This is a genomic window from Paraburkholderia phymatum (assembly GCF_040965635.1).
Classification (GTDB): Bacteria; Pseudomonadota; Gammaproteobacteria; order Burkholderiales; family Burkholderiaceae; genus Paraburkholderia; species Paraburkholderia phymatum_B.
In genome coordinates, this window is sequence record NZ_JBFRCH010000003.1 from 73,397 (window position 1) to 97,198 (window position 23,802).

22 protein-coding genes and 2 pseudogenes are annotated in these 23,802 nt (G+C 63.9%); 13 read left to right on the top strand and 11 right to left on the bottom strand.

The genetic code is table 11. The annotated features are described in order from the left end of the window. Positions 1–199: 199 nt before the first annotated feature. Positions 200–1,261, top strand: a complete 1,062-nt coding sequence (locus AB4Y32_RS06920; RefSeq protein ID WP_368720619.1) for an aldo/keto reductase — start codon at positions 200–202, stop codon at positions 1,259–1,261. An 82-nt stretch (positions 1,262–1,343) separates the two neighbouring features. Here the strand turns inward: AB4Y32_RS06920 and pelG are convergent. The 5 genes and pseudogenes from pelG to AB4Y32_RS06945 all read right to left on the bottom strand — a co-directional run. Further along, positions 1,344–1,561, bottom strand: a pseudogene (pelG, locus tag AB4Y32_RS06925) (exopolysaccharide Pel transporter PelG); the annotation flags it as partial. A gap of 124 nt (positions 1,562–1,685) precedes the next feature. Then, positions 1,686–2,120, bottom strand: a complete 435-nt coding sequence (locus AB4Y32_RS06930; RefSeq protein ID WP_368721069.1) for a DUF3175 domain-containing protein — start codon at positions 2,118–2,120, stop codon at positions 1,686–1,688. A gap of 16 nt (positions 2,121–2,136) precedes the next feature. Further along, positions 2,137–2,643, bottom strand: coding sequence for a PRC-barrel domain-containing protein (locus tag AB4Y32_RS06935; RefSeq protein WP_368720620.1), 507 nt, complete (start codon positions 2,641–2,643; stop codon positions 2,137–2,139). A 100-nt stretch (positions 2,644–2,743) separates the two neighbouring features. After that, positions 2,744–2,881 (bottom strand): hypothetical protein, encoded by a 138-nt coding sequence (locus tag AB4Y32_RS06940; RefSeq protein ID WP_368720621.1) that lies wholly within the window; start codon positions 2,879–2,881, stop codon positions 2,744–2,746. Between the two features lie 178 nt (positions 2,882–3,059). Beyond that, entirely contained in the window at positions 3,060–3,734 is a 675-nt protein-coding gene (locus AB4Y32_RS06945) for an HAD family hydrolase (protein WP_368720622.1), read from the bottom strand. Positions 3,735–4,113: 379 nt separating this feature from the next. Between AB4Y32_RS06945 and AB4Y32_RS06950 the strand changes: the two genes are divergently transcribed. From AB4Y32_RS06950 to AB4Y32_RS06960, 3 genes are all read left to right on the top strand, one after another. Further along, positions 4,114–4,392, top strand: a complete 279-nt coding sequence (locus AB4Y32_RS06950) for a hypothetical protein (RefSeq protein ID WP_368720623.1) — start codon at positions 4,114–4,116, stop codon at positions 4,390–4,392. A 91-nt stretch (positions 4,393–4,483) separates the two neighbouring features. Beyond that, the gene (locus tag AB4Y32_RS06955; RefSeq protein WP_368720624.1) at positions 4,484–4,672 is read left to right on the top strand and encodes a hypothetical protein; all 189 of its coding nucleotides are present in this window, start codon (positions 4,484–4,486) and stop codon (positions 4,670–4,672) included. Positions 4,673–4,896: 224 nt separating this feature from the next. Further along, a complete protein-coding gene (locus tag AB4Y32_RS06960; RefSeq protein ID WP_368720625.1) occupies positions 4,897–5,187 on the top strand; it encodes a hypothetical protein in 291 nt (96 codons plus the stop codon). 86 nt (positions 5,188–5,273) lie between these two features. On the opposite strand, the gene AB4Y32_RS06965 is transcribed toward AB4Y32_RS06960, so the two are convergent. Beyond that, positions 5,274–6,554: a DNA topoisomerase IB gene (locus AB4Y32_RS06965; RefSeq protein ID WP_368720626.1), complete on the bottom strand. Its 1,281-nt coding sequence runs from the start codon at positions 6,552–6,554 to the stop codon at positions 5,274–5,276. Between the two features lie 204 nt (positions 6,555–6,758). Between AB4Y32_RS06965 and AB4Y32_RS06970 the strand changes: the two genes are divergently transcribed. The 3 genes from AB4Y32_RS06970 to AB4Y32_RS06980 are packed head-to-tail and all read left to right on the top strand — an operon-like array spanning position 6,759 to position 8,253. After that, positions 6,759–7,310, top strand: a complete 552-nt coding sequence (locus AB4Y32_RS06970; RefSeq protein WP_368720627.1) for a type 1 glutamine amidotransferase domain-containing protein — start codon at positions 6,759–6,761, stop codon at positions 7,308–7,310. A gap of 56 nt (positions 7,311–7,366) precedes the next feature. After that, positions 7,367–7,897: a DUF4142 domain-containing protein gene (locus AB4Y32_RS06975; protein ID WP_368720628.1), complete on the top strand. Its 531-nt coding sequence runs from the start codon at positions 7,367–7,369 to the stop codon at positions 7,895–7,897. Further along, the gene (locus tag AB4Y32_RS06980; protein WP_439899759.1) at positions 7,894–8,253 is read left to right on the top strand and encodes a DUF1488 domain-containing protein; all 360 of its coding nucleotides are present in this window, start codon (positions 7,894–7,896) and stop codon (positions 8,251–8,253) included. Before AB4Y32_RS06975 ends, AB4Y32_RS06980 begins: the two co-directional genes overlap by 4 nt. A 79-nt stretch (positions 8,254–8,332) precedes the next feature. Here AB4Y32_RS06980 and AB4Y32_RS06985 read toward each other — a convergent pair whose 3' ends face one another. After that, entirely contained in the window at positions 8,333–8,617 is a 285-nt protein-coding gene (locus AB4Y32_RS06985) for a hypothetical protein (protein ID WP_368720629.1), read from the bottom strand. Positions 8,618–8,978: 361 nt separating this feature from the next. Between AB4Y32_RS06985 and AB4Y32_RS06990 the strand changes: the two genes are divergently transcribed. Next, a complete protein-coding gene (locus tag AB4Y32_RS06990; protein ID WP_368720630.1) occupies positions 8,979–9,431 on the top strand; it encodes a PA2169 family four-helix-bundle protein in 453 nt (150 codons plus the stop codon). A gap of 89 nt (positions 9,432–9,520) precedes the next feature. Here AB4Y32_RS06990 and AB4Y32_RS06995 read toward each other — a convergent pair whose 3' ends face one another. Beyond that, positions 9,521–9,859, bottom strand: coding sequence for a BON domain-containing protein (locus AB4Y32_RS06995; protein ID WP_368720631.1), 339 nt, complete (start codon positions 9,857–9,859; stop codon positions 9,521–9,523). A gap of 481 nt (positions 9,860–10,340) precedes the next feature. On the opposite strand from AB4Y32_RS06995, the gene AB4Y32_RS07000 reads away from it, so the two are divergent. Further along, positions 10,341–11,816 carry an RNA polymerase factor sigma-54 gene (locus AB4Y32_RS07000; protein ID WP_368720632.1) on the top strand — a complete coding sequence of 492 codons (1,476 nt, stop codon included), beginning with the start codon at positions 10,341–10,343 and terminating at the stop codon, positions 11,814–11,816. Positions 11,817–11,890: 74 nt separating this feature from the next. On the opposite strand, the gene AB4Y32_RS07005 is transcribed toward AB4Y32_RS07000, so the two are convergent. Continuing rightward, entirely contained in the window at positions 11,891–13,087 is a 1,197-nt protein-coding gene (locus tag AB4Y32_RS07005) for a TIGR03118 family protein (protein WP_368720633.1), read from the bottom strand. A gap of 178 nt (positions 13,088–13,265) precedes the next feature. Beyond that, positions 13,266–13,502: pseudogene (locus tag AB4Y32_RS07010) on the bottom strand (hypothetical protein); the annotation flags it as partial. Positions 13,503–13,910: 408 nt separating this feature from the next. Between AB4Y32_RS07010 and AB4Y32_RS07015 the strand changes: the two are divergent. From AB4Y32_RS07015 to AB4Y32_RS07030, 4 genes are all read left to right on the top strand, one after another. Continuing rightward, positions 13,911–15,503: an MFS transporter gene (locus tag AB4Y32_RS07015; protein WP_368720634.1), complete on the top strand. Its 1,593-nt coding sequence runs from the start codon at positions 13,911–13,913 to the stop codon at positions 15,501–15,503. 115 nt (positions 15,504–15,618) lie between these two features. Continuing rightward, positions 15,619–17,439, top strand: a complete 1,821-nt coding sequence (locus tag AB4Y32_RS07020) for a VRR-NUC domain-containing protein (protein WP_368720635.1) — start codon at positions 15,619–15,621, stop codon at positions 17,437–17,439. Further along, entirely contained in the window at positions 17,436–19,700 is a 2,265-nt protein-coding gene (locus AB4Y32_RS07025) for an ATP-dependent DNA helicase (RefSeq protein ID WP_368720636.1), read from the top strand. The genes AB4Y32_RS07020 and AB4Y32_RS07025 overlap by 4 nt, the downstream gene beginning before the upstream one ends. Before the next feature lie 971 nt (positions 19,701–20,671). Beyond that, positions 20,672–21,157: an SRPBCC family protein gene (locus AB4Y32_RS07030; protein WP_368720637.1), complete on the top strand. Its 486-nt coding sequence runs from the start codon at positions 20,672–20,674 to the stop codon at positions 21,155–21,157. Between the two features lie 13 nt (positions 21,158–21,170). Here AB4Y32_RS07030 and AB4Y32_RS07035 read toward each other — a convergent pair whose 3' ends face one another. Next, on the bottom strand, positions 21,171–23,759 hold the full coding sequence (locus AB4Y32_RS07035) for a mechanosensitive ion channel domain-containing protein (RefSeq protein ID WP_368720638.1): 2,589 nt from the start codon (positions 23,757–23,759) through the stop codon (positions 21,171–21,173). Positions 23,760–23,802 lie beyond the last annotated feature (43 nt).

Below are 23,802 nucleotides of genomic sequence, written 5' to 3' on the forward strand. Positions count from 1 at the left end.
TCTAGCAGCATCCAGAACATCGAATGAAAAACGACACCATCGTGTGCCGAATGAAAGCAACAAGGCATCATCGATGCCGCATCGCACGAACAGAACCCGGCGCTCACGACCCAATGGCAACCCGCCAGCAGCATCCAGAAGCAACGAGTATGCTCATCGGCTGAGCATCGATTCATCACCCACGATGGAGTCTCGAACCATGCGATACAACCAGCTTGGCCGCACAGGCGTCTTCGTGTCGGAACTATGTCTAGGCACGATGACGTTCGGCGGCACCGGCGGCATCTGGCAGCATATCGGCGACTTGCAGCAGAACGACGCCGAACGGCTGATAGGCCGCGCGATCGACGCCGGCATTAATTTCATCGACACGGCCGACGTCTACTCGTCCGGCCTCTCCGAGCAGATCACCGGGCAGGCGCTCAGAAACCTGAAGGTGCCGCGCGACAGCGTCGTCGTCGCGACGAAGGTCTTCGGCCAGACGGGCGACTTTGCGAATGCGCGCGGCGCGTCGCGCTATCACGTCATGGACGGCATCAAGGCGAGCCTGCAACGGCTGCAACTCGATCACGTCGACCTGTATCAGATCCACGGCTTCGATCCCGCGGCGCCGATCGAAGAAACGCTGCGCGCGCTCGATACGCTCGTGCAACAGGGACATGTGCGTTATATCGGCGTGTCGAACTGGGCCGCGTGGCAGATCGTGAAAGCGCTCGGCATTTCCGAGCGGCTCGGGCTCGCGCGGTTCGATACGTTGCAGGCCTATTACACGATTGCGGGCCGCGATCTCGAACGCGAACTCGTGCCGATGCTGAAGAGCGAAGGCCTCGGCCTGATGGTCTGGAGCCCGCTCGCGGGCGGATTGCTGAGCGGCAAGTATGGCCGCGAGCAGCAGGGCGAGGCGGGCAGCCGCCGCACGACGTTCGACTTTCCGCCCGTCGATCGCGAGCGCGCGTTCGATTGCGTCGACGTCATGCGCGCGATTGCGAAAGCGAAGAGCGTGTCCGTCGCGCAGATCGCGCTTGCGTGGCTGCTGCATCAGCGCGCGGTGATGAGCGTGATCGTCGGTGCGAAGCGGGTCGATCAGCTCGACGACAACATCAAGGCGACCCAGGTCGAACTGGGCGCGGACGATCTCGCGAAGCTCGACGAGGTGAGCCGCCTGCCGTCTGAGTATCCGGGCTGGATGCTGGAGCGTCAGGGCGATCCGCGCCGTCAGCAGATCGCCGAAACGCGCTGGGGCCGCGAAGGCAACGGCTGAGCCTTTTAAGCCCGCTGCGATTCAGGCTTCAGGCAGACGACGCGGCGTGACGCTTCACGCCGCGTCATCATCGCAACGGGGCTCATTGCAGCATGAACGTCTCGTACTCGAGCGAATCGAGCTTGCGGTCGAGCAGATAAAGACTGGCGAGCACCACGACGAGCAGCGACGTCGCGAAGCCATAGCCGTAGCAAGCGGGATTCAGCGACAGCGTGATCCCTGTGAACCGCCCACCAGCAGCAACCCGATCTTGCGCTTGTCGAGATAGAAGAACACGTTGATCGTGCCCATGAACACGACAGCCGCGAAGCTTCGACAGCGAGCGGCCCCACGACGAAGAAAAGCGCCGCGATCAGCGCGGCGCTTTGCCGTGTGAAGAGCGACGCGCGCGTACTCGGGAGCGCGCCGCCGACATCGCTGTCTGTCAGGGCGTGCGGCCGAACGCCTCGCGCAGTTTGCGCTTGGCCTGTTCGAGCGTGCTCTTGCGCGACTTCGGCAAATTGCGGCCCGCGCGGTTGATATAGAAGTTGAGCATCGACATCGCGGACTGGAACGGCGTGCCCTTGCGCCGCTTGCTGCTCGTCGACGAACGCTTGAGCGATTGCGCGATTTCTTCGGCGCTGCCCGTCCTGAAGATATCCTTTTCGAGGTCCATCGCATCGCTCGTTTCCATCACGTGATGCGACCAGTACTTCGACGTCCTTTTCGACGAACTCGCGGACGACGTTCGCGCGCGATGATGCGCGGCCTGCGCCTGCGTGTGCCGCTGGCGCGGAGGGCGGCCGCCTTTCGTGCGCGTCGACGCGTGCGCGGCCGTATTCTTGCCATTCGACGTTCCACTGCGTTTGCTTGTACCCATCATGGTCCCCGATTTATCACAGCTTCACGCCGCCCGCTTCGGGCGCATCGGATGATCCGGGCGGAATGTCTCCAGTGCCGAATTCCCCGCCGCCCGCGCTTTCGCTTCTATGCCAATAGGGCGCGCATCCATAGTACTGGTGCACCAAAGTCGCCCAGGTTGCGTCCGCCATCGGCGGCCAGTGGTCCTTGTCGAAGCCCGGCGCGTTCTTCACGCTTTCGGTCGGCATGTCGAGCAGAAAGCATTTGCGGTCCGCGTCGAGCGTGAGCGCGCTCCATGGAATCGCAAGCAGCTTGTCGCCGATGCCGAGAAAGCCGCCGCTCGACAGCACCGCATACGCGATCCGTCCCGAGCGCACGTCGAGCATGATGTCCCTGATCTTGCCGATATCGTTGCCATCGGCACTCAGTACCTTGTCGCCGTCGAGCGTGGCGGCCGCCATCACGTCGGGGCCCGGGCCCGTCGATCCGCTGCGGCCCGTGCCGACGATATTCGCGCCTTGCGACTGCTTCGCCATCGTCATGATCGTTCTCCGTCGTGGGTGTGCGTACAGGCGGATTCGAGCAACAGCTATTCCACGCCGTCGCGTTTGCGCGGCATGCGTGAACGGCTCAACGAACGCCTCAGCCGTCCTCGCCGACTTCGACAGGATCGGGCAACTCGGGCAGTTCCTTCGTGGTGTCGGGCGGTTGTGGCTGGCCTTGCGGGGCGTCGTCGGGACGGGATGTGGAAGTGTCGGCGGAGTTTTCTTCGCGGTTCATGATCTCTCTCCCATGCAGCGCGGTCGACCAGAGCTGGAGCAGAGCACCTTGTTCTGGTCCCATGCGACATCGTTGCGGTCGCGGAATGACAGAAGCGCTGCACACGGCGTGCCACGTACGTAGCACGTCGTGCGGTGTCGATCGCGAAGAGAGCGAGAGAGCGAATGAGCAGCGCGAATCAGGGCCGCGCGGCGATTTCGTCGAGATGCTCGAGCAGATCGGCGGGGTCTTCATAGACGCGCAATGCGCCTGCGCGTTCGAGTTCTTCCTGGCCGTAGCCGCCCGACAGCAGGCCCACGCCGAGTGCGCGGCAACGCCGCGCCGCGAGCATGTCCCAGATGCTGTCGCCGACGACGACGGCATGCTCGATGGGCACATTGAGACGGTGCGCAGCGGCGACGAAGAGATCGGGGTCGGGCTTCGCGTATTTCACATCGTCGCGTGTGACGACCACGGTCTTCGACGGATCGACGCCCAAGGCTTCCAGGTTCACGGCGGCCGTTTCCATCCGGCCGCTGGTCGCGATCGCCCATGGCGTGCCGCTTTCCGTCAGCGCGGCCAGCAAGGCCTGCGAGCCCGGCAGAGGCCGCACTTTCGCGTGAAGTTGCTTGTATGCGCGGGCATGCGCGCGGCGCAAGCGCTCGACGCGCTCCGTGCTCATGTCGCCGCCCGTTTCGCGTAGCAACTGATGCGTGAAGAGGCCGCCGCTCATGCCGATCTTTCGATGAATGCGCCACACCGACAATTCGATGCCTTCTTCGTCGAGTGCTTCCTTCCAGGCGAGCACATGCTGATACACGCTATCGACGAGCGTGCCGTCGAGGTCGAACAGAAATGATGTGGATATACGCATGGGCTTCTCCTTCGATCGAATGCGATCAGATGCAATGAATGGGAACCGGTAATCAAATGGACATGCAAGCCGACACAAAAGCCAACACGAAAGCGGGACACGTAATGCAAGCATTGCGATCCCTGGCGGCGCAGCGCCCATATTGCGCCATTTATTGCACGAAAGATTTACGTCCGCTTTGTAAATATCAAAGAGCGTGTGCGCGCGGCCCGGTTCTTCATCGCGCATGGCGGCCCGTAGAACCGTGCCAGGCCGCCTCCGGCCGTGTGCGCGCGGCTTCGCAGGGGCACACCGTTTGCTGAACTGACGAGTGACGGCACCAGGGTTTTTGGCGGCAGTCAACCGCATTCACTGATAACGTTTTTCAAGGAGCTAACTGATGAAGAACCGTAAAGCATGGATCGTAGCGGCAATGCTCGCACTGTCGGGAGGCGCTTTTGCCCAGACGGGCGGCAATAACAGCAGCGGTTCGGCGGGCGGTGGCGGCAATGGCGCCGGGATGAGTTCGTCCGATGAGACGGGGGCGGGCATGGCATCGTCGGGCACGCATGCGTCGAAAAAGATGCATCATAAGATGTCGAAGTCGCACAAGAAGTCGGCTACCGACACGACGAACATGCCGGGCGCCGACGCAAGCAGCGATACGAAGGGGCAATGACCCTTGAGTCCGTCCGGCGCGCGCCGCTGCTTCGCGATACGGGTGCGATGTGGCGCGATATGCCGGACCTTTAGCAAAGGCGGGAGGAATCATGACACAGCCAGGATGGAAATACGCGTTGCTCGCGATAGCGGTCGTGTCGATGTCACTAGGCGCGGCCTGCAAGAAGGCGGACAACACCAGCACGGGCGCGGCGGGCAGCAGCATGGCCCCGGCCGCGGGCGCGATGAGCGCAAGCGGCGCAGCAGGGGCGTCGGGCGCATCGGGCGCGAGCCAGTGACGTTTCGCGCAGTAACGGGGTACCTCGGCAGCGCCGGGTAATGAGGGAATCGAATCACGCCGCGTTCTTCATCGAGGACCTGAAGGGCGCGACACAACGGGGGTACGTGGCGATCCGCGTTGCGGACAACGGGCGCATCAAGGTCCGTCCCACTCGCGATCCGGTTTGCGCGGTAGAGCATCCACAACCGCGGCGACGGGCACGCACCCCATGGAGGTGATGTGATGCGTTCGAAAATTCACTATCAGAGCAACATCTGCGGTGGCGACTTTCAACACGTGAAGGACTGCTTCAATACATGGAAAACGCAGCCGCTCGTGTACCGGATGAACGAGCACATGTTCGAAGGCAAGCGCGAAGTCCGTCCGCTCGACGAGCGCGTATTCGACAACGCGGAAGTCGCACAACGCACGCTACTCAAGACATGCGGACCGAACGATCCGTACGCGCTGGCAGCGGAGATTCATGACGGCGAGCGCGATATGTGGCTCGTAATGGCCGCCTACGAGGAGTGACGCGGGCACGCATGCGCCGACACAGAGCGCATGCGTGCTTGCGTTTGCGTGACTGATCTGAGGCGCAAACGCGTACGAGTCAACACTCAGGCCGTCTTTCGAACATTCGCCTGCCTGTTCGTTCGCTTATTGGCCTGCTTACAGGCCGGCTTACAGGCCTGCTTATTAGCCAGCTTATTAGCCTGATTTGGCAGCGCGCCTGATTTTTTCAGCAGCGTCGCGAGTCTCGCTCGCTCGACATCCGTCGACGCGGCTGATTTCGCGTTGCCGCCGTTTTTGCGTGCGCGGCGGTGTGCAAGCCGGTCGCGTTCTTCCCATTGCGCAAGCAGCGCCGCAAATGCCGCCTCGTCGACGTTCATATGACGCCTCGCGCGCGGCGGCAACAGTTCCTGGCGTTCTTGTAGCTCGCCTGCTTCGAAGGCGGCAATCACTTCGGGATGGATGTAACAGCGCCTGCATACAGCGGGCGTGTTGCGAAGCAGCCCCGCTACGTCCTTCACGGTCGCTACGACATGACGGTGTGCCTCTGCCGCGCTTACGCAGACGAGGTGCCGCAGCGCGGTCATCGCGAATACGCTGCCCGCCCAAGTGCGATAGTCCTTCGCGGTGAAGTCGGCGCGGCTCGCATTGCGCAGATAGTCGTTGATGTCGGCGGATTCGACTGTGCCGCGCGTGCCGTCATTGTCGATGTATTGAAAGAGATCGTGTCCCGGCAGTTCTGCGCATGCGCGCACGATGCGCTTGACGCGTGGATTCTCGACGGTCACATCGTGTTCGATGCCGCTCTTGCCCGCAAAACGAAAGCGCACTTCGCCGGATCGGATGTTCACGTGTTTTTTGCGCAGCGTCGTGAGCCCATAGGACTGGTTTTCTCGCGCGTACTCGACGCTGCCAACGCGAATCAACGTCGTATCGAGCAGTTGCACGACGGCCGCGACGACTTTCTCGCGCGGCATGCCTGCGCGTGCGAGGTCGCGCGCGACGCACGCGCGTATCTTCGGCAGTGCGCGTCCGAAGGCGGCCATGCGTTCGAACTTGTCGGCGTCGCGCGTCTCGCGCCATTGCGGGTGATACCGGTACTGCTTGCGGCCGCGCGCGTCGCGTCCCGTGGCCTGAATATGGCCGCGCGGGTCCGCGCAGATCCATACGTCGCACCATGCGGGCGGAATCGCAAGAGCATGGATGCGCGCGATCTGCGCTTCGTCCCTGATGCGCTTGCCGTCCAGATCGAAATACGCGAACGTGCCGCGCGTTTTCCTGCGCGTGAAGCCGGGCCGCGTGTCGTCGGCGTGCCACAGTCCGGCAGGCATCGGCGAAGGCCACGCGTCGGCAATCGCTTCGGCCGTGTGACGTGTCATCGTTTTCATCTGCGTTGTTGATTCCGGCTCGTTCAGCGATATGACGTAACCCGTGCAATAGCGGTGCCATGCATTTGCATGACGCGCATCGCTGGTATTGCCGCGACACCTGGGCACCGAACTTGCTCGCCTGATCAACGAATGTCCGGCCGCGTGTTCGCGTGCCGGCAGGACGAACAAGGCAGCACGCCGATAGTGAGGGAGGACGAATACATGGCGAACGCACTCACGGGATGCAAGGTTGCGGTACTCGCAGTCGACGGCTTCGAGCAGGCCGAGCTGATCGAGCCGCGCCGCGCGCTCACGGAAGCGGGAGCGACAGTACACGTAATTTCTGCCACGGGCGGAAAGATTCAGGGCTTCAGGCACGTCGACAAGGGCGATTTCGTCGATGTCGATATGACATTCGACAACGCGTCGCCGGGCGACTACGACGCAGTGGTCCTGCCGGGCGGCGTCGTGAACAGCGACGCGATCCGTCTGCTGCCGCAAGCGCAGGCGTTCGTCAAGGCGGCGGATCAGGCGAAGAAGCCTGTCGCCGTGATCTGCCACGGCGCGTGGCTGCCCGTTTCCGCCGGATTGATGAAAGGGCGCACGGTCACGAGCTGGCCGAGCCTGCAAGACGATATTCGCAACGCGGGCGGCACGTGGGTCGACAAGGAAGTCGTCGAGGACGGCAACTTCATCACGAGCCGCAAGCCCGGCGATATTCCCGCGTTCAACAGGACACTGATTGCGCAGCTGTCGAAGAAGAAGGCCGCGTGAGTTACGGCGCGACCATGCTGCAAGCGATCAGAGCAAGCGCTAAAGCGGAGAGACGCATGATTCATCGCCCACTCGTTAGAGCCGTCGTATTGCCTGCGATCGTCGCGCTCGGCGTGGCGACCTGTGTCGTCAACGCGCAGTCGTCGAAGCTTGCGCCGGGCGATCAGCAGTTCGTGCAGGACGCTTCGCAGGCGGGCGCCACGGAGATCGCCGCGAGCAAGCTCGCGCTGAAGAATTCCTCCGATCCGCAGGTGAAGAAGTTCGCGCAACAGATGATCGCCGATCACATGCGGCTCGCGCGCAGTCTCGACGTCGTCGCCGCGGGCAAGGGCCTCGGCAAGGCGCCGGGCGCCGATTCGGCGCTGGTCGGCAAGCTGCAGGGGCTCAAGGGCGCGGACTTCGACAAGGCATATATCGACGAGGTCGCGGTGGGCGGTCACCAGAAGGCAGTCGAGCTGTTCCAGAAGGAGAGCGAAAGCGGCCAGGACCCGCAACTGAAGAGCGCGGCGACGCGCGCGCTCCCCGTTATCCGTCACCATCTCCAGATGGCGCAGCAACTCGCGGATGCGCGAAAGGCATCGTCATGAACGGGATGATCAAGGTGTTCATGCCGCGTGCGGCGTACGAGGACTCTCACATGCACATCACATTCACCGATGATGCTCCCGCATTCGATGGGTCGAGCCTGGTCGTGCGCTTTACCGCGTGCGTCGATGGCGAGCCTGTCGTGTGCGAGATCACGGCCGAGGCGCTCGAAGATCACTTCGGCGCGGACTCGCCGCTCGAAGGCGCGTTGATCGGCGCATACGAACGAGGGCGCGCCCGCATCCGTTCCGTCTGCGCCGAGGCGCTCGATGAGAACGGAGGCGAAAGCGTGATCCTGCATAGCGGAATGTTCCGTGTCGAAGGCATGGAACCGGATCGCAGCGCCAAGCCGCGCTAGTCGATACGGCGCGCGCAGGGGTGCGTGCCGCACGTGCCGCGCGTGCCATTTGCGCGCCTGAACGCGAGGCAGCCGCTGATCAGACCCAGCCGTCGTTCACGCGCGGACGATGTGTGCGTTCGATTTCACGGTCATGACCGTCGACGGGGTGTCGATCGCGTCGCATCTCGCATGCTGCGCGCAACATGACGCCGCGCGCTTCGTCACACGTGGGCACTTCGCGAGTGGGCCGCGGTTGCGCTGTTCGCGTCTGCGCGGACGGAGTGGCTTTGACGGATGACAGCGTATGGATGCGCACCTGCGCGACGACGGCTGAAGTGACGATAGCGACGAGGAGCAGACGCTCCGCGCTCTTCATGTTCATGATGAAGCTCTCCCTTGTCGAATGCCGGCCCTTATGGGTGATCGCTTATGTGTGATCCGAGATCGTGTAATCGCCTCGCGTTTGCTGTCTGCGAAAGGCGTGAGAATGGGCCAGCGCTCAATGCTGCAAAATGCGTGCCTCTATGTCGGCCCCTTACACGGCGCGGTCTTCAGCGCGATGAGGCCGTGCCCGGCGCTTCAGGCCTGCATCATTTACTCGCCGCATTGGAAAAGACGCCAATCGAAACGCCCAGATAAGAACAGCGTCGCCGCCACGTCTCGCTACCGCTCGGGCATGACGAGTGCATGCGTGAGCGTGTTTCATGCGTTAGCTGAAGCGTCACCTGAACGGGAGCGAAGTCATGACGACCAATGTCATTGCCGTGCTGAACGATCTGATCGAAACGTCGAAGGACGGCGAACACGGCTTCATGAAAGCAGCAGAGGAAGCGCAACACGCGAGCGTGAACGATGCGCTGCTCGAAAGCGCCGCGAGTTGCTCGCGCGGCGCGCGCGAACTGGCGGACCTCGTGGTGCAGCTGGGCGGCAAGCCCGAAAGCGGCGGCAGCGTGGCGGGTGCGCTGCATCGCGGCTGGCTCGATGTGAAGTCGGCAGTCGGCGGCCGTTCGGATCACGCGATTCTCGCCGATTGCGAAAAGGGCGAAGAGGCCGCGAAGAAGCGGTTTCACGAGGCACTAGAGAAGGACCTGCCCGCCGATGTGCGCGCGGTCGTCGAGCGGCTGTATCAGGGCGTGCTGCAAAATCACGATCGCATTCGCGCCATGCGCGATCAGTACGCGGCAATGAAGACCTGAGAAAAAACATGGCCGCCCATGCAGATGGGCGGCCATGTTTCCCGAGCGCCGCGATCAGGTGACGATCACCCGGCGGCGCCCGGCGGCACCTATTCGGCCGCGATCTTCAGATGGTTTTTCACGCCCTTCACGCCGGACACGTTTTGCACGACGTCCTGCGCGGCCGTCTTGTCTTCGGCGGACGGCACCGAGCCGCTGAGCCACACGATGCCCTTGCGGGTCTTGACGTGAATGTGCGTGGACTTCACGTTCTTCGCGCCGAGCAGTTCCGCCTTGACCTTGGTCGTCACCGTGCCGTCGTCGATGTGTTCGCCGATGCTTTCGGACGTTGCCGGCGGCGCGGACGCCGTGGTCTGCGCGGTAGCGTTCAGTGCGAATGCAACGCATGCGATGCTGCTTGCGGCCTTGAGCAACGGGATAGTTCTCATGGTTTCTCCTTCTCGGTTGATGATCAGGGTGTTGCGGCCCTGTTGTCGGTGCGATCGATTGCGGCCCTTGCCACCGATGACCAGACCAAACTGCCGCCGCGGTTCCGTCCGGTACGTCGCCGACCTGAGAGCGCGGCGCTGAGCGTCGCTCACGCAATGCGCACGGCGCGTCCCTAAGAGGCGCGCAGCAAGCGATGTGCCGCACTGCCGCATGCCTGCTGTCAACCTGCTTTCAAAATCGCGAGAAGCAACGCGAAACGCTTATGGCAAGCCGCTAGGCGCCTAATCGGCGATGCGCGATGATTGGGTTCGAATTTCAGAGCATTTGTAAATTCGGCGCGCAAAGTGCTTATTGGATCGGCATTCGGAACAGGCAAAGACGAGTCAAAACAGGCAGTTGGGAAACCTGGTACGACAGTTGCGTGATCGCGTCCAACACACTGCCGACTCGTAGACTCGCACATAGGAAAGGAAAGTCTGTATGCCGCCTTCAATTGAACTACGCGCAAAGCAATCGTTTGCGCTTACGCCGCGTCTGCAGCAGTCCGTGCGCCTGCTTCAACTGTCGTCGCTGGAATTCCAGCAGGAACTGCGCAACGCACTCGATACGAATCCCTTCCTCGAATACGATCCCACCGTTGCCGACGACCTCGCGGCGGGCAAGACGGCGGACGGCGCGACGGCCGACGGCGAAGCATTGCCTGCTGCCGAACGCGATACTGCGCTCGAAGGCTCTGCGGCGGAACCGGCTGCGGAGACACCCGTTTCGTCCGACGGCGGCGGCGACGACTTCCCGGGCGACGGATATGGCCGCGGACCGTCGCGCTACAACGGCGACTCGGAAGCCGCCGACCCGACCGAGTGGGCGCGCGCGCAGCCGACGCTGCATGAGCAGTTGCACGACGCGCTGCGTCTGTACCGGCTCGACGATCGCGATCGCGAAGTCGCGCGGCTCGTGATCGAAGCGCTCGATGACGATGGCTATCTGCGCCAGGACCTCGCCGACTTGACGGACATAGTGGAGTTCGACCCTCCGCTGACGGAAGAAGAGCTGCTGGTCGCGTTGCGTCTCGTGCAGACGCTGGACAGGCCGGGGCTCGCGGCGCGCTCGCTGTCGGAGTGCCTGTCGCTGCAACTCGACGCGATGCCTGCGGATACGCCCGCGCGCAATGTCGCGAAGCAGGTCGTCGAACATCATCTCGACCGGCTTGCGCGGCGCGAGCATGCGGAGTTGCAGAAGCAGATCGGCTGCGATGCGGAGCAGTTGCGGATCGCCTGCGCGCTGGTGCGCAAGCTCGATCCGAAGCCGGGCAATTCGTATGGCCGCGCGGACGACAACTACATCGTCCCCGACGTGATCGTGCGCAACGTGCGCAACAAGTGGGTCGTGACCGTTAATCCCGCCGTGCTGCCGCGCGCGCGCATCCATCGGATGTACGCGGAACTGTTCGCGCAGTCGGCAGGCGCGAGCCGCTCGCCGCTTGCGCAGCAGTTGCAGGAAGCGCGCTGGCTGATACGCAATGCGCAGCAGCGCTTCGAGACGATTCAGCGCGTCGCCGAATGCATCGTCGCGCACCAGAGGCCGTTCTTCCAGTACGGCGAGATCGCGTTGAAGCCGCTGGTGTTGCGCGACGTCGCGGAAGAGCTCGGGCTGCACGAATCGACGATCTCGCGCGCGACGGGCAACAAGTACATGGCAACGCCGCGCGGCATCTTCGAGTTCAAGCATTTCTTCCCGCGCGAGCTCGGCACGGAAAGCGGCGGCACGTGCTCGGCGGCGGCCGTGCGCGCGCTGCTGAAGGAAATGATCGCCGCGGAGAACACGCGCGATCCGCTGTCGGATGTCGCGCTTGCGAAGATGCTCGCGGAACAGGGCGTGCTCGTCGCGCGACGCACGGTTGCGAAGTACCGTCATCTGATGAAGGTGCCGCCTGCCGAGCTGCGTCGCCAGGTCTGACGCCGGGGCTCACAAAAAAAGACGGCCGCTCGTGGTGCGCAAGCGGCCGTGTTTTCTTTACTGCTTGAAAAGCGCTACATGCCCGTGGTCGAACCGCCCGGCGAGCCCGTGCCCGTGCCCGTGCCCGTGCCCGTGCCCGTGCCCGACCCCGTGGTCGAGCCGGTTGTCGACGTCGTATTCAGATCGATCCTTCCGTAGACGCCATTCGCTTCGTCATTCGGTCCCGCCGCGAAGAACAAGGTGGTCGAAGGCTGGTTGCTGAGGTCGTTGCCGAACGCGAGGCCCCACAAGCCGTCCTGGACAATCGGGCTACCCGTCGGACCATTGAGCGAGCCCATCGATTGGCCCGTCGATGCGTCGAACGCGTGAATGAGGCCGTCGCCGAAGTTGCCGATCAATATCGCGCCGCTCAGCGTGCCGAAGTTGGCGGGCGCCTGGACGATGCCCCACGGCGCGTTCAATGCGCCGCCCGTCGCGAAGTGCTGCTTGAGATTGCCTGCCGTATCGAACACATCGACCATGCCGAGTCCTATGCCGGGGACATCGTCGTGTTTTGCGGGGTCTTGCATCGCGAAAGTGACGAACAGGCTGGTGCCGATTGCCGCGATGCCGAACGGCGCGAAGCCCGCGGGAATCGCCGGATCGTGGAAGCCGCCTGGCATTGCGACCTTCGCGAAGCTGGTATCGAAGACGTCGATCTTGTTGTTATGGAAGTCGGTGGCATAGAGGAAATTGGCGCCGTTGTTCGACGCGAGCGCGAGGCCCTTGTACACGGCGCCGCCCGTGCCGTCGTCGAACATCGTGAATGCGTTGGTCGGTCCGACGGCGGGCGCCCACGCGGAGATGGTGCCGCCTTCGCCCGCAAAGATGAATGCGGCGAGGCCCGATTTGCCGTTCTGCGTGACGTTGAAGCTCTGCGTGCCGTTGAACACGATGCCCGTCGGCGATGCCGTACCGTTCTTGCCGTTGGGTATCGTGACCACCAGCGATTGCGGCACGCCGTCGCCGTCATAGAGCGTCGCGACATTGGTGCCGTTGTCCGCGACCCATGCGAAGCCTTTCGGATTGAACGCGACACCCCAGGGGTTCTTCAGGTGTGGATCGGTGTGCGATGCGGGCACGGCGCCATCCGAGACGAGTGCCTTCGCGGCGAACGACGACTGCACAGGCGGGCTGGGATTGTTCGAGCTGGAACCGCCGCCGCATGACACGAGCGTCGCCAGAGCGGCTGCGCACGCCGTGATGCCGAACACCTCGACTAGAGACTTCATGGCCGTACTCCTTGTTCCTGTTTTGTCCACAGGTCGTGACGGTCATTGAACGAGGGGGGCGTTGAGTTTATTCCTGCTGCGCAAGGACTTATTTCGCGCGCGATTTCAATCGGTGAGGCAGTTGAACGGAAGGTCCGTTGTGCAACGAACAGGAAGCGTGATTATTCCGTTCTTCTGATTAAAAGCGGTGGGCACGACTGCGTATGTGTTGCGTCAGACTTACCCTCGCGATGATGCAGCGGAAAAAAATGAACATCGCCGCGCACAGGACGAGCATACTGCCGATCAGCGGCACCAGGTGTACTCCGCTCGCCGCAAGCGTGACGATTAGCGCAAATGCGAATGCGCCGCATAGCACGTCGTAGCGCTCGGGCAGCGCCATCGCATAGAAGAAGATCATTGCCAGCGCGGCAGCGAGTCGGATGCAGGCCCATCACGAATTCGAGCGACGGACATTCGGGCACGGGCGGAGGGCCGGCGCTTCGCATTCGCGAGAGCAAACGCGTCGGCATAGCCACGCGTTGTGCGACGGCTGGTCGGCTACCTACGTTCGCTATGTTCGGAATGGCTACGGAAGTATAGGCACGATCGGCGGCTGTTATCCGATTGCAATCCTGTCGAAAAGCACGCGCTGTCGTGCGCGAAAGAGTCGACATGTGCAGTCGGCTTAAAAGCTTCTTTGCCGTGCGCCAAACTGCTCGGCGGCAAGGACGCGCGTTCGAGCAATTGCCTTGCTATTTTCAGGCGCGCGTACCACTCTGCATGAAGAATACCGCCTGTTCGCACGTCCGCAACAGGCGCGTCCTTCCGGGTGGAGCACGCCATGATGTCCGCCATCGCCGTTCATGATCCTCACCGTCAATTGCTGCCGTTTCGCGAATCGCTGCTCGCGATGCTTGGCATCGCATTCGTTTCGATGCTGGTCGCGCTGGATCAGACGATTGTCGGCACGGCGCTGCCGCGCATCGTCGCCGACCTGAAGGGCTTCGATTTCTACGCCTGGGTCGCGACGTCGTACATGCTTGCATCCGTGATCGCGATCCCGATCTTCGGGCGGCTCGGCGATCTCTACGGGCGCAAGCCGTTCCTGCTCGCGGCGATCCTGTTGTTCACGCTCGCGTCGATGCTGTGCGGGCTCGCGACCAACATGCTGTTTCTCGTGGCCGCGCGCGGCTTGCAAGGGATCGGCGGCGGCATCCTGATCGGCACCGTGTTCGCGACGGTCGCCGATCTGTTCCCGGACCCGAAGCTGCGCCTGCGCTGGCTCGTGTTCGTCACGTCGTCGTTCGGCATCGCGAACATCGTCGGGCCGACGCTCGGCGGCGTGCTCACGCAAATGCAGGGCTGGCGGCTCGTGTTCTTCGTCAATGTGCCCATTGGCGTGGTGTCGCTGGCTTTCGTTCACCTGTTCGTGCCGAAACTGCGTCGGCTGAAGGAACGCGGGCCGATACAGCTCGACTGGCTTGGCGCGTTCGTCGTCGCCGTGACGTTCGGCGCGCTGCAACTGCTGATCGAACTGCTGCCGAAGGAGGGCATCAGCGGCACGACGATCGTGCTGTTCGCGATCACGACCGTTTGCGGCTTGACGCTGTACTTCTGGGAAAAGCGCATGGGCTATCCTGTCGTGCCCGTCGATGTGCTGCTCGACCGCAAGCTCGCGGCGCTGTTCGCGATGGCCGTGCTCGGCGGCTTTGCGCTCTTCTCAATGGTGTTCTATGTGCCGCTGCTGTTCCAGGGCGGCTATGCGATGTCGCCGCACGACTCCGGCATGCTGATCACGCCTTTGCTGCTCGGCACCACGGTCGGCAGCGTGCTGAACAACCGCATCGTTACGCGGATACGGCGCGCGAACGGCCTGATGTATATCGGCTTTGCGCTGTGCGTGATCGGCTGCCTCGCGCTCGTCGCGCTCAACGGCAACGAGCCGCATATCGTATGGATGTCGTGCATGGGCCTGAGCGGACTCGGGCTCGGCCTCGTCGTGACGAATCTGACGATCTGCTCGCAACAGATCGTCGCGCGCGATCATCTCGGCGCCGTGACGGCGCTGCTGCAATCGCTGCGCATCTTCGGCGGGATGCTCGGCACGGCGATCACGGGCGCGCTGCTCGGTCATCTGTACACGCAGGGCGTCAACCGCTCGCTCGATTCGTATCAGGCGGCGCAATGGCTCAAGTCGTTCTCGAGTCCCGAAGTGCTGGTGGACCGCGCGGAGCAGTCGGCGCTGATCGAGCGGCTGGTGGCAGCCGGGCATTCCGGCGAGCCGATGATGCACATGGCGCGAGAAGCGCTCATCGCGTCGATCCATATCGGGCTCGCCGTCGCGGCACTGGCGGCGTTGATCGGGCTGTGCCTCGCGTGGTTCGTGCCCGCCGTGCAGGTCACGTTTGCGGAGGCCGAAGCGCGCGGCACGTGACCTCGTTGCATTCAGAGGCTGTATTGCGTGGCTTCCGCCGGGAAGGGCGGCCGCTTTTGCTATGATGGCTGTATAGATATACAGGCCTTCTTCATCCCTTCTGTTGCCGACACTCGTGCCGACCGACGCACCCGATCCGTATTCCGGGTCTTCTTTCTACTACTTGCTGAACTTCGAGCGCGCGCTCGCATGGATCGCCGAGCGTTATGACGATCTGCTCGACGACGGCGAGCGCGCTTTTCTGCACACGTTTCTGCACGACGCGGCGCGCTTGCCGCGAGCGTCGCGTGCGCTGCTCGTCCGGATGCTGATGCGCAAGGGCACGCTGTTTCGCACGGGGCGGCTCGCGTATGCGGAGATAGGCTGCCCGGGGCAGGCCGCCGCGCCGCTTGCCGCGCTCGGATGGGTCGATGCGGATGCGGCGGTGTCGCTCGACGAACTGTTCGCGCTCGCGACGCGCCCCGAGCTTCAGCGCATGTTCGCTGAAGCGCCCGCGCTCAAGGGCGCGCGCAAGGCCGAGTGGCTCGAAGCGTTGCACGCGGATGCGGCCCATGCAGCCCATGCGAGGCAACGGCGGTATCGCGAGTGGGATGCCGCGTCGGACGAAGCCGCGCTGCGCGTGCTCGTCGCGCCGTTGTGCGAGCGTTTCAGGCTGATGTTCTTCGGCAATCTGCATCAGGACTGGTCCGAGTTCGTGCTCGCCGATCTGGGTGTGTTCCAGTACGAGCGCGTCGCGTTTGCCGATTCGTCGCGCGCGTTTCAGCAACGAGCGGATGTCGACTGCTATCTGGCGCTGCACGCGTGCCGCGAAGCGCTGGAACTCACGGACGGTGAAGCGCTGGAGTCGCTGCTCGAAGCCGTCGATGCAGTCGATACACAAGAGAACGCATGGCTTGCGCTGCGCCGCGCGAAACTGCTGTTCGCGATCGGCCAGTATGCCGAACGCCGGCATGACTGGGATGCGGCGGTGCGCGTCTACGAGCGCTGCGCGTGGCCGGGCGCGCGGCACCGTCGCATGCGCGTGCTCGAACGCGCGGGCCGCGATGCGCAAGCGCTCGCGCTGGCCCTGCAAGCCGCCGATGAGCCGGAAAGCGAAGAGGAGTTGCAGCGTCTTGCGCGTATCGTGCCGCGTCTGCAACGACGGCTCGGACTTGCCGCGCACAAGGCGGCGAAAGCGCGCGCAGCGCCGCGCAGCATGCTCGAATTGCCGCGCCCTGCCGATCCGTTTGCAGTCGAATATATCGCGCGCGATCATCTGTCGACGGAAGATGCACCTGTTCATTACGTCGAGAACGCGCTGATCAATTCGCTGTTCGGCCTTTTGTGCTGGGAGCCCGTGTTCGCGGCCGTGCCCGGCGCATTTTTCCACCCGTTTCAGCGCGGTCCCGCCGATCTGCACGCGCCCGACTTTCGCGCGCGCCGCGCCGCGCTGTTCGACACGTGCTTCGCGCAACTCGACAGCGGCGAATATCGCGCGACGATGCAACGTCACTTCAAAACCAAAGCAGGGTTGCAATCGCCGTTCGTGTTCTGGGGCATGTTGACGCCCGAGCTGCTGACGCTCGCGCTCGATTGCCTGCCCGCTGCGCATCTGAAACTGTGGTTCGAGCGGCTGCTGGCCGACGTTCGCGCGAATCGTTCGGGCTTGCCCGATCTGATCCGCTTCTGGCCGGGCGAGCGGCGCTACGAACTGATCGAAGTGAAAGGACCGGGCGATCGTCTGCAGGACAACCAGATCCGCTGGCTCGAGTACTGCGTGCAACATCGCATGCCTGTGAGCGTGCTCGACGTGCGCTGGGTCGGCGGTAACGACGATGCGAATGTTGTCGCCAGCGTGGGCATGCGCGACATGAACGACATCGGCGACATCAGCGCCGTCGGCGACATCGGCGACATCGGCGACATCAGCGACGTCGGCGACGCGGAGGCAGCATGACCTACATCGTCGCCGTGCGCACGCTGTGCGAATTCACCGCGCGGCGCGGTGATCTCGATCTGCGCTTCACGCCCGCGCCTTCCGCGCTCGAAGGCATCGCAGGGCATCAGACCGTGACGGCGCGGCGCGCGCCTGGCTATGAAACCGAGATCACGCTGACGGGCACGCATGGTTCGCTGACCGTGCGCGGCCGCGCCGACGGCTACGACCCTGCGCTCAACCGGCTCGAAGAGATCAAGACGCATCGGGGCGATCTCGAACGGATGCCTGCGAATCATCGCGTGCTGCATTGGGCGCAGGCGCTCGTGTATGGACATCTGCTGTGCGTGGCGCGCGAACTCGACGAACTCACGGTCGCGCTCGTCTACTTCGACATCGCGGATCAGAAGGAAACCGTGCTGACCGAACAGCACACGGCCGAGTCGTTGCGCGCATTCTTCGAGGACCAGTGCGAGCGTTTCGTCGCGTGGGCCGCGCGCGAAGCAGCGCATCGCGATACGCGCAACGCGGCGCTCAACGCGCTGCGCTTTCCGTATCGCGAGTTTCGCAGCGGGCAGCGCGAGCTGTCGGTGGCCGTGTTTCGCGCCGCGCGCGACGGGCGCTGTCTGATGGCACAAGCGCCGACGGGCATCGGCAAGACGCTCGGCACGATCTTTCCGCTGCTGAAGGCGTGCGGCGCGGATCATCTCGACCGTGTGTTCTTTCTGACCGCGAAGACGCCCGGTCGCGCGCTCGCGCTCGATGCGATCGAATCGTTGCATCGAAGCGAAGAGGCGTTGCCGCTGCGCACGCTCGAACTCGTTGCGCGCGACAAGGCGTGCGAGCATCCCGACAAGTCATGTGACGGCGAATCGTGTCCGCTCGCGCGCGGCTTTTATGACCGGCTGCCTGCTGCGCGGGACACGGCCTTGCAGTCGCGCATGCTCGATCGCGCGGCCGTGCGCGAAGCGGCGCTCGCGCACGGCATCTGTCCGTATTATCTTGCGCAGGAGCTGTCGCGCTGGTGCGATGTCGTGATCGGCGACTACAACTACTACTTCGACAGCAGCGCGATGCTGTATGCGCTCACGCAGATGAACGGCTGGCGCGTCGCGGTGCTCGTCGACGAGGCGCACAATCTGCCCGACCGCGCGCGGCGCATGTACAGCGCGACGCTCGATCAGGGCGCGTTTCGCGGCGCGCGTCATGCGGCGCCTGCTGCGTTGAAGAAGCCATTCGACCGCGCAAATCGCGAGTGGAATGCGTTGAATCGCGAACGCAACGCGGCGTATGAAGTGCTGCCCGCCGTGCCGCCGAAGTTGCAATCGGCGGTGCAGAATCTGATCGCGTCGATCGGCGATCAGCTTGCCGAAGCGCCGCAGTCCATTGACGACACCGTGCTGCGTTTCTATTTCGATGCGCTGCATTTCGTGTCGCTAGCCGAGGCGTTCGGCGATCACTCGATTGTCGACGCGGCGCTCGATTCGTATCAAGGAGCTGCGCGCGCGAAGTCGTCGACATCGCTTTGCGTACGCAACGTGATTCCCGCGCCGTTCCTGAAGCCGCGCTATGCGGCCGCGCGCGCGACGGTTCTGTTCTCGGGCACGCTCAGTCCGCAGCACTTCTATCGCGACATGCTCGGCCTGCCCGACGATACCGGCTGGCTCGACGTCGAAGGGCCGTTCAGGGCGGAGCAACTGGACGTGCATGTCGCGCATCATGTGTCGACGCGCTGGCGCGACCGTGAGCGTTCGCTCGCGCCGATCGTCGATCTGATCGCGGAGCAGTATGCGCAGCGTCCCGGCAACTATCTCGGCTTTCTCAGCAGCTTCGATTATCTTCAGCGCGTCGCCGATTCGATGCGCGAGCGTCATCCGCAGGTGCCCATCTGGACGCAGCAGCCGCGCATGGACGAAGCGGCGCGCGACGCGTTTCTCGCGCGCTTTCGCGCGAGCGGAGAGGGCGTCGGCTTTGCCGTGCTCGGCGGCGCGTTTTCTGAGGGTGTCGATCTCGTCGGCGATCAGCTGATCGGCGCGTTCATCGCGACGCTCGGCTTGCCGCAGATGAACGATGTCAATGAGCAGATGCGCCGCACGTTCGACGCGCAGTTCGGCAATGGCTATGACTATGCCTATCTGTTTCCGGGCTTGCAGAAGGTCGTGCAGGCGGCGGGGCGGGTGATCCGCACCGAGCAGGATGCGGGCGTCGTGCATCTGATCGATGACAGGTATCGGCGGGGTGATGTCAGGCGGCTGTTGCCGCGGTGGTGGATGGTGAGGTAGGTTTTTTTCGTCTGCGGCGCTGGTTTCTTTTGCCCTTGTCGCGGGCGTCCGCGATTGCGGTTCGCCTTGCCCTGCGCGGGCATCCGCGTATGCGCCTCGCGGCGCGGGTGTTGCCCCTGTGCGGGGCGGCACTTGCTTTTGTTTTGGTGTTTATGGCTTTGCTCTGGCATCCGCGATGCGCCTCGCGGCGCGGGCGTTGCCCCTGTGCGGGGCGGCACCTACTTTTCTTTGCAGCGGCAAAGAAAAGTAGGCAAAAGAAAGCCGCTCACACCGCCAGCCCTTGACGTTTACCCACGGGCTCTCAACGTCCCCATCCTTCACACGGCAGTGTACTAACTTATGTTCGTTACCAACGTTCTTGCTGAACGCCTCACCCGCTTCATGCACGTGTGGCACGGCCAAGGTTATTGACTGTTCCAGCGCCGCATGTCGGTAGTGAATGCGGGTGGCTCGGTTGTACAGGGCAACGCCCGCGCAAGCGTCTCGCGTAGCGAGGGTGTCCTGTGCGGCGCGAATGCCTACACACAGTTTGCCGCAAAGGGGCGCGGGATGTTCGATGTCGCAAGCTGCAATTCGGGTGCACGATGCAGGTGAGGCGCTTAACCTGTGCGTTGGCAACGAACATGGGTCATATATGCTGCCGTGTGAAGGATGGGGACGTTGAGAGCCCGTGGGTAAAGGTCAAGCACTGGCGGTGTGAGCGGCTTTCTTCTGCCTACTCTTCTTTGCCGCGGCAAAGAAGAGTAGGTGCCGCCCCGCACAGGGGCAACGCCCGCACCGCGAGGCGCATCGCGGATGCCCGCGCAGGGCAAGGCGAACCGCAATCGCGGATGCTCGCGCAGGGCAAGGCGAACGAACGCTTCGCGGACGCCAGCGGCAAGCCATAAAAACCAAAACAAAACCGCATCGCGGATGCCAGCGGCACGCTAAAAAACCCGAACCAGCGTCGCAGACAAAAAAAGGAAACGAAAGTGCATACCGAATACCGCTTCACCACGATCTGGCGCATCAACGCGCCGCTCCAGGCCGTGTGGGACGCGATCCACGATCCGGCCGCCTGGCCGCGCTGGTGGAAAAGCGTCGAGCGCGTGATCGAAGTGGAGACGGGCGCGAGCGACGGCGTCGGCGCACTGCATCGTTATACGTGGAAAGGCCGCTTGCCATATCGCGTTGCGTTCGACATGCGCGTGACGCGCGTCGAGCCACTCATCGTGCTCGAAGGCGAAGCGTGCGGCGATGTCGAGGGCACGGGGTGCTGGCAGTTCTCGTCGCACGATACGGTGACAGTCGTGCGCTACGAATGGCGCGTGCGCACGAAGCGTGGCTGGATGAATCTGCTTGCGCCGCTCGCGCGGCCGTTCTTCAAATGGAACCACGACTACGTGATGCAGCAGGGCGGCGAAGCGCTCGCGAGTCTGCTCGATGCGCGTCTCGTCGGCATCGAGCACTCGTCGTGAAGCAAACGGCGCGTCAGTGGCGCGCGGCCTTCGGCTGTGGCTTGTCCTGCTTGTCCTTGTCCGGGCCGTCGGGTGCGCTCGCGGGACGCGGCGGTCCTTCGGGCTCTTCGCCGTTGGCGATGCCCGCTTGCGCATCGGGCGGAACGAGCACGTTGCGCTGAGGATTGGAAATCTCGATGCCCTTCGCGTGGAACGACTCGAAAATGCGCCGGTTGAATTCGCGCTGCACCGGCCAGCGCGCGCTGTCGCGGCACTGGATCTGGCCCACGAGCGTGACGGACGCGCCATCGACGGCATCGACGCCCCAGAAGCTGAAGTCCGACAGGATGCCGTCCTTGAACTTGTCGTCCTCGCGCAGCGCCGCGCCGATTTCCTTCAGCGTCGCGGTCGCGAGTTCGACATCCTGGCCGTAGGCGATGCTGACCTTCACGGCCGCATTGCCGAGCCCACGGTTCGTGTTGTTTACCGTCGACACGGAACTGAACGGCACCGTGTACAACGAACCGTCTCCGCCGCGCAGGCGCACCGTGCGGATCGACAGATACTCGACCGTCCCCGACACGCCCGCGAGCGTCACCCAGTCGCCGACCTGCATCGCGTTTTCCATCAGCAGGAAGATCCCCGTGATGAAGTCCTGCACGAGCTTTTGCGAACCGAAGCCGAGCGCGACGCCGAAGATGCTTGCGCTCGCGAGCAGCGGCGCCGTGTTCACGCCGAGTTCGCTCAGGCCCGTCAGCACGACGACGAGCGCGATCACGACGAAGAGGGCCGTGCGCAGCATCGGCACCAGCGTGCGCAGACGCGCGGCGCGTACGAGGTCGCCGCTCTTCGTCCATTGATCGAGGCGCTTCTCAACCGAGACGTTCGCGACTTCCCACACGACCAGCGCGATCACGGCCGCCACGCAGATCGTGATCAGCGCGGAGGTCAGACGGTGGCCGATCGCGCCCGGACGGAAGAACTGCCATACGCCGATGCCCCACACCTGCAACAGCACGAGCGCGGTGACGGCCACGATGACAGTCGATACGACGCGCCGTATCAGCGGATAGTAGCGGTACGCGTGCTGGTGAAGCAGCGAGCGGCTCTCGCCCTCCTCGACGCGAAAGATCCGCCCGAGCGCGCCGTACAGCACGATCGACACGATGCGCGCGGCGACCAGCACGATCAGCGACAGGCCGCCCAGATGCAGCAGCGTCCGGTAGCCGTTGTGCACGTCGAGCGCCCACACGAACCACAGCGCCATCACCACGAATACGGCGACGCCCGCCCACATGTCGATGAGCCCGTGCGCGAGCAGCTTCATCGGACGCTGGCTCTCGCTCGTGCGCTCCAGCACGAGCGCGGCGATCGGCGCGCGGCATTGCAGGATCATGATCGACACCATCACGTGTCCGACCAGCGCGAGCAGCTTGACGAGAGGCAGATGCGCCGCATCGCTCAGGCCGAGCGCGGTGGAAATCTGGATTAGCGCGCCGCCCACGCCAATCACGCTGACGATGCGGACCACCCAGCGCTGCATGAAGAGCGCCCAGCTATCGCGCAGCCGCAACAGGCGCAAGCCGGGCGCATCGGGCTGCAGGAAAAAGCCCGCCGCGATCACGATCGCGCGGCAGATCACATAGAGGTCGATCAGCCCGTTGAGCGCGTCGTCCTGAATCGTGCCGTCGTCGGTGAAGAACGACATCAGCGCGCTTGCGGCCGCGATGAACGCGACGAGCGGCAGCATGCGCACGCACAGTTGCAGCGCCGCGCTCGGCAGACGTTGCAGCGTGGTCCAGTGATGCGCCGCCTGGCGTTTGCTGCGGGCTTCCTTCTGATTGTCGTCGGTGGTGTCGGGTTTGGCAGCGGGCGTTGCAGCCGATCCCGCCGATGATGGTGGTGTCGACATCGACGGCGCAGCCGGGCTTGCGGGCGGGCTCTTGTCTGTAGCCGTGTCCGTTGCAGTTGCCGCGACGCTCACGGCTCCCGCTGCGCGCGCCGCGGCGTCTTCTTCTGCCTGATGAGCCGCGTCGCGTGCTTCGCGCGCCCCGCGCCGCGCGATGATCGCCGCGCGCGCCCGGCGCAGCACGCGCCGCACGAGCCATTCGAGCACGATCGCGGGCAGCAGCGTGCCGATCAGCGCGAGCAGCACGCCGCCGGCTTTCGCGCGTTCGTGCGGATCGGATAGTTGCACGTTCCACCAGTAGCGCGCCGACGACGTATCGAGCAGCACGGCCACCGAGCGCTTGAGCGTCGCGCCGCCTTGGGCGAGCCAATGCGCACCCTGGCGCGCCAGCTGCGATGCGAGGCCGTTCGACTTGAACGCGGCAGGCACGCTCGCGCCCGATGCGTTCGCCGCCGCAGCAGCCGACGCGCCGGATGCAGGCGCGGGCGCAGCAGGCGTTGCAAGCGCGCCTGCTGCGGCGATCGCCGTCAGCGTGTCTTCGATCTGCGTGCGTCTTTTCGGATCGTTGAGGACGGACAGCGCCTCGCGGGCCTGTTCGGGTGTCAGCGTGACGGTGGTGGCGGAGGCGCCCGTCGCGGTCGCTATCGCCGTGACGGCAGAAAAGGCAGGGACGCTGAACAGCGCCAGCAGGCAGAGCAAAAGGAATTTGCGCATGTAGGGCCGGTGGGCGGCGGCGATGCGCGTACGGCTGGACGCG

Excerpts from the sequence above, each read along its gene's own strand:
- AB4Y32_RS07015 (WP_368720634.1), top strand. The coding sequence starts at position 13,911 with ATGATGTCCGCCATCGCCGTTCATGATCCTCACCGTCAATTGCTGCCG.
- AB4Y32_RS06935 (WP_368720620.1), bottom strand. The coding sequence starts at position 2,643 with ATGACGATGGCGAAGCAGTCGCAAGGCGCGAATATCGTCGGCACGGGC.
- AB4Y32_RS07000 (WP_368720632.1), top strand. The coding sequence starts at position 10,341 with ATGCCGCCTTCAATTGAACTACGCGCAAAGCAATCGTTTGCGCTTACG.
- AB4Y32_RS07005 (WP_368720633.1), bottom strand. The coding sequence starts at position 13,087 with ATGAAGTCTCTAGTCGAGGTGTTCGGCATCACGGCGTGCGCAGCCGCT.
- AB4Y32_RS06955 (WP_368720624.1), top strand. The coding sequence starts at position 4,484 with ATGACACAGCCAGGATGGAAATACGCGTTGCTCGCGATAGCGGTCGTG.
- AB4Y32_RS06965 (WP_368720626.1), bottom strand. The coding sequence starts at position 6,554 with ATGAAAACGATGACACGTCACACGGCCGAAGCGATTGCCGACGCGTGG.
- AB4Y32_RS06975 (WP_368720628.1), top strand. The coding sequence starts at position 7,367 with ATGATTCATCGCCCACTCGTTAGAGCCGTCGTATTGCCTGCGATCGTC.
- AB4Y32_RS06950 (WP_368720623.1), top strand. The coding sequence starts at position 4,114 with ATGAAGAACCGTAAAGCATGGATCGTAGCGGCAATGCTCGCACTGTCG.
- AB4Y32_RS06980 (WP_439899759.1), top strand. The coding sequence starts at position 7,894 with ATGAACGGGATGATCAAGGTGTTCATGCCGCGTGCGGCGTACGAGGAC.
- AB4Y32_RS06990 (WP_368720630.1), top strand. The coding sequence starts at position 8,979 with ATGACGACCAATGTCATTGCCGTGCTGAACGATCTGATCGAAACGTCG.
- AB4Y32_RS06945 (WP_368720622.1), bottom strand. The coding sequence starts at position 3,734 with ATGCGTATATCCACATCATTTCTGTTCGACCTCGACGGCACGCTCGTC.
- AB4Y32_RS06940 (WP_368720621.1), bottom strand. The coding sequence starts at position 2,881 with ATGAACCGCGAAGAAAACTCCGCCGACACTTCCACATCCCGTCCCGAC.
- AB4Y32_RS06970 (WP_368720627.1), top strand. The coding sequence starts at position 6,759 with ATGGCGAACGCACTCACGGGATGCAAGGTTGCGGTACTCGCAGTCGAC.
- AB4Y32_RS07025 (WP_368720636.1), top strand. The coding sequence starts at position 17,436 with ATGACCTACATCGTCGCCGTGCGCACGCTGTGCGAATTCACCGCGCGG.
- AB4Y32_RS07035 (WP_368720638.1), bottom strand. The coding sequence starts at position 23,759 with ATGCGCAAATTCCTTTTGCTCTGCCTGCTGGCGCTGTTCAGCGTCCCT.
- AB4Y32_RS06920 (WP_368720619.1), top strand. The coding sequence starts at position 200 with ATGCGATACAACCAGCTTGGCCGCACAGGCGTCTTCGTGTCGGAACTA.
- AB4Y32_RS06995 (WP_368720631.1), bottom strand. The coding sequence starts at position 9,859 with ATGAGAACTATCCCGTTGCTCAAGGCCGCAAGCAGCATCGCATGCGTT.
- AB4Y32_RS06930 (WP_368721069.1), bottom strand. The coding sequence starts at position 2,120 with ATGGGTACAAGCAAACGCAGTGGAACGTCGAATGGCAAGAATACGGCC.
- AB4Y32_RS06985 (WP_368720629.1), bottom strand. The coding sequence starts at position 8,617 with ATGAACATGAAGAGCGCGGAGCGTCTGCTCCTCGTCGCTATCGTCACT.
- AB4Y32_RS06960 (WP_368720625.1), top strand. The coding sequence starts at position 4,897 with ATGCGTTCGAAAATTCACTATCAGAGCAACATCTGCGGTGGCGACTTT.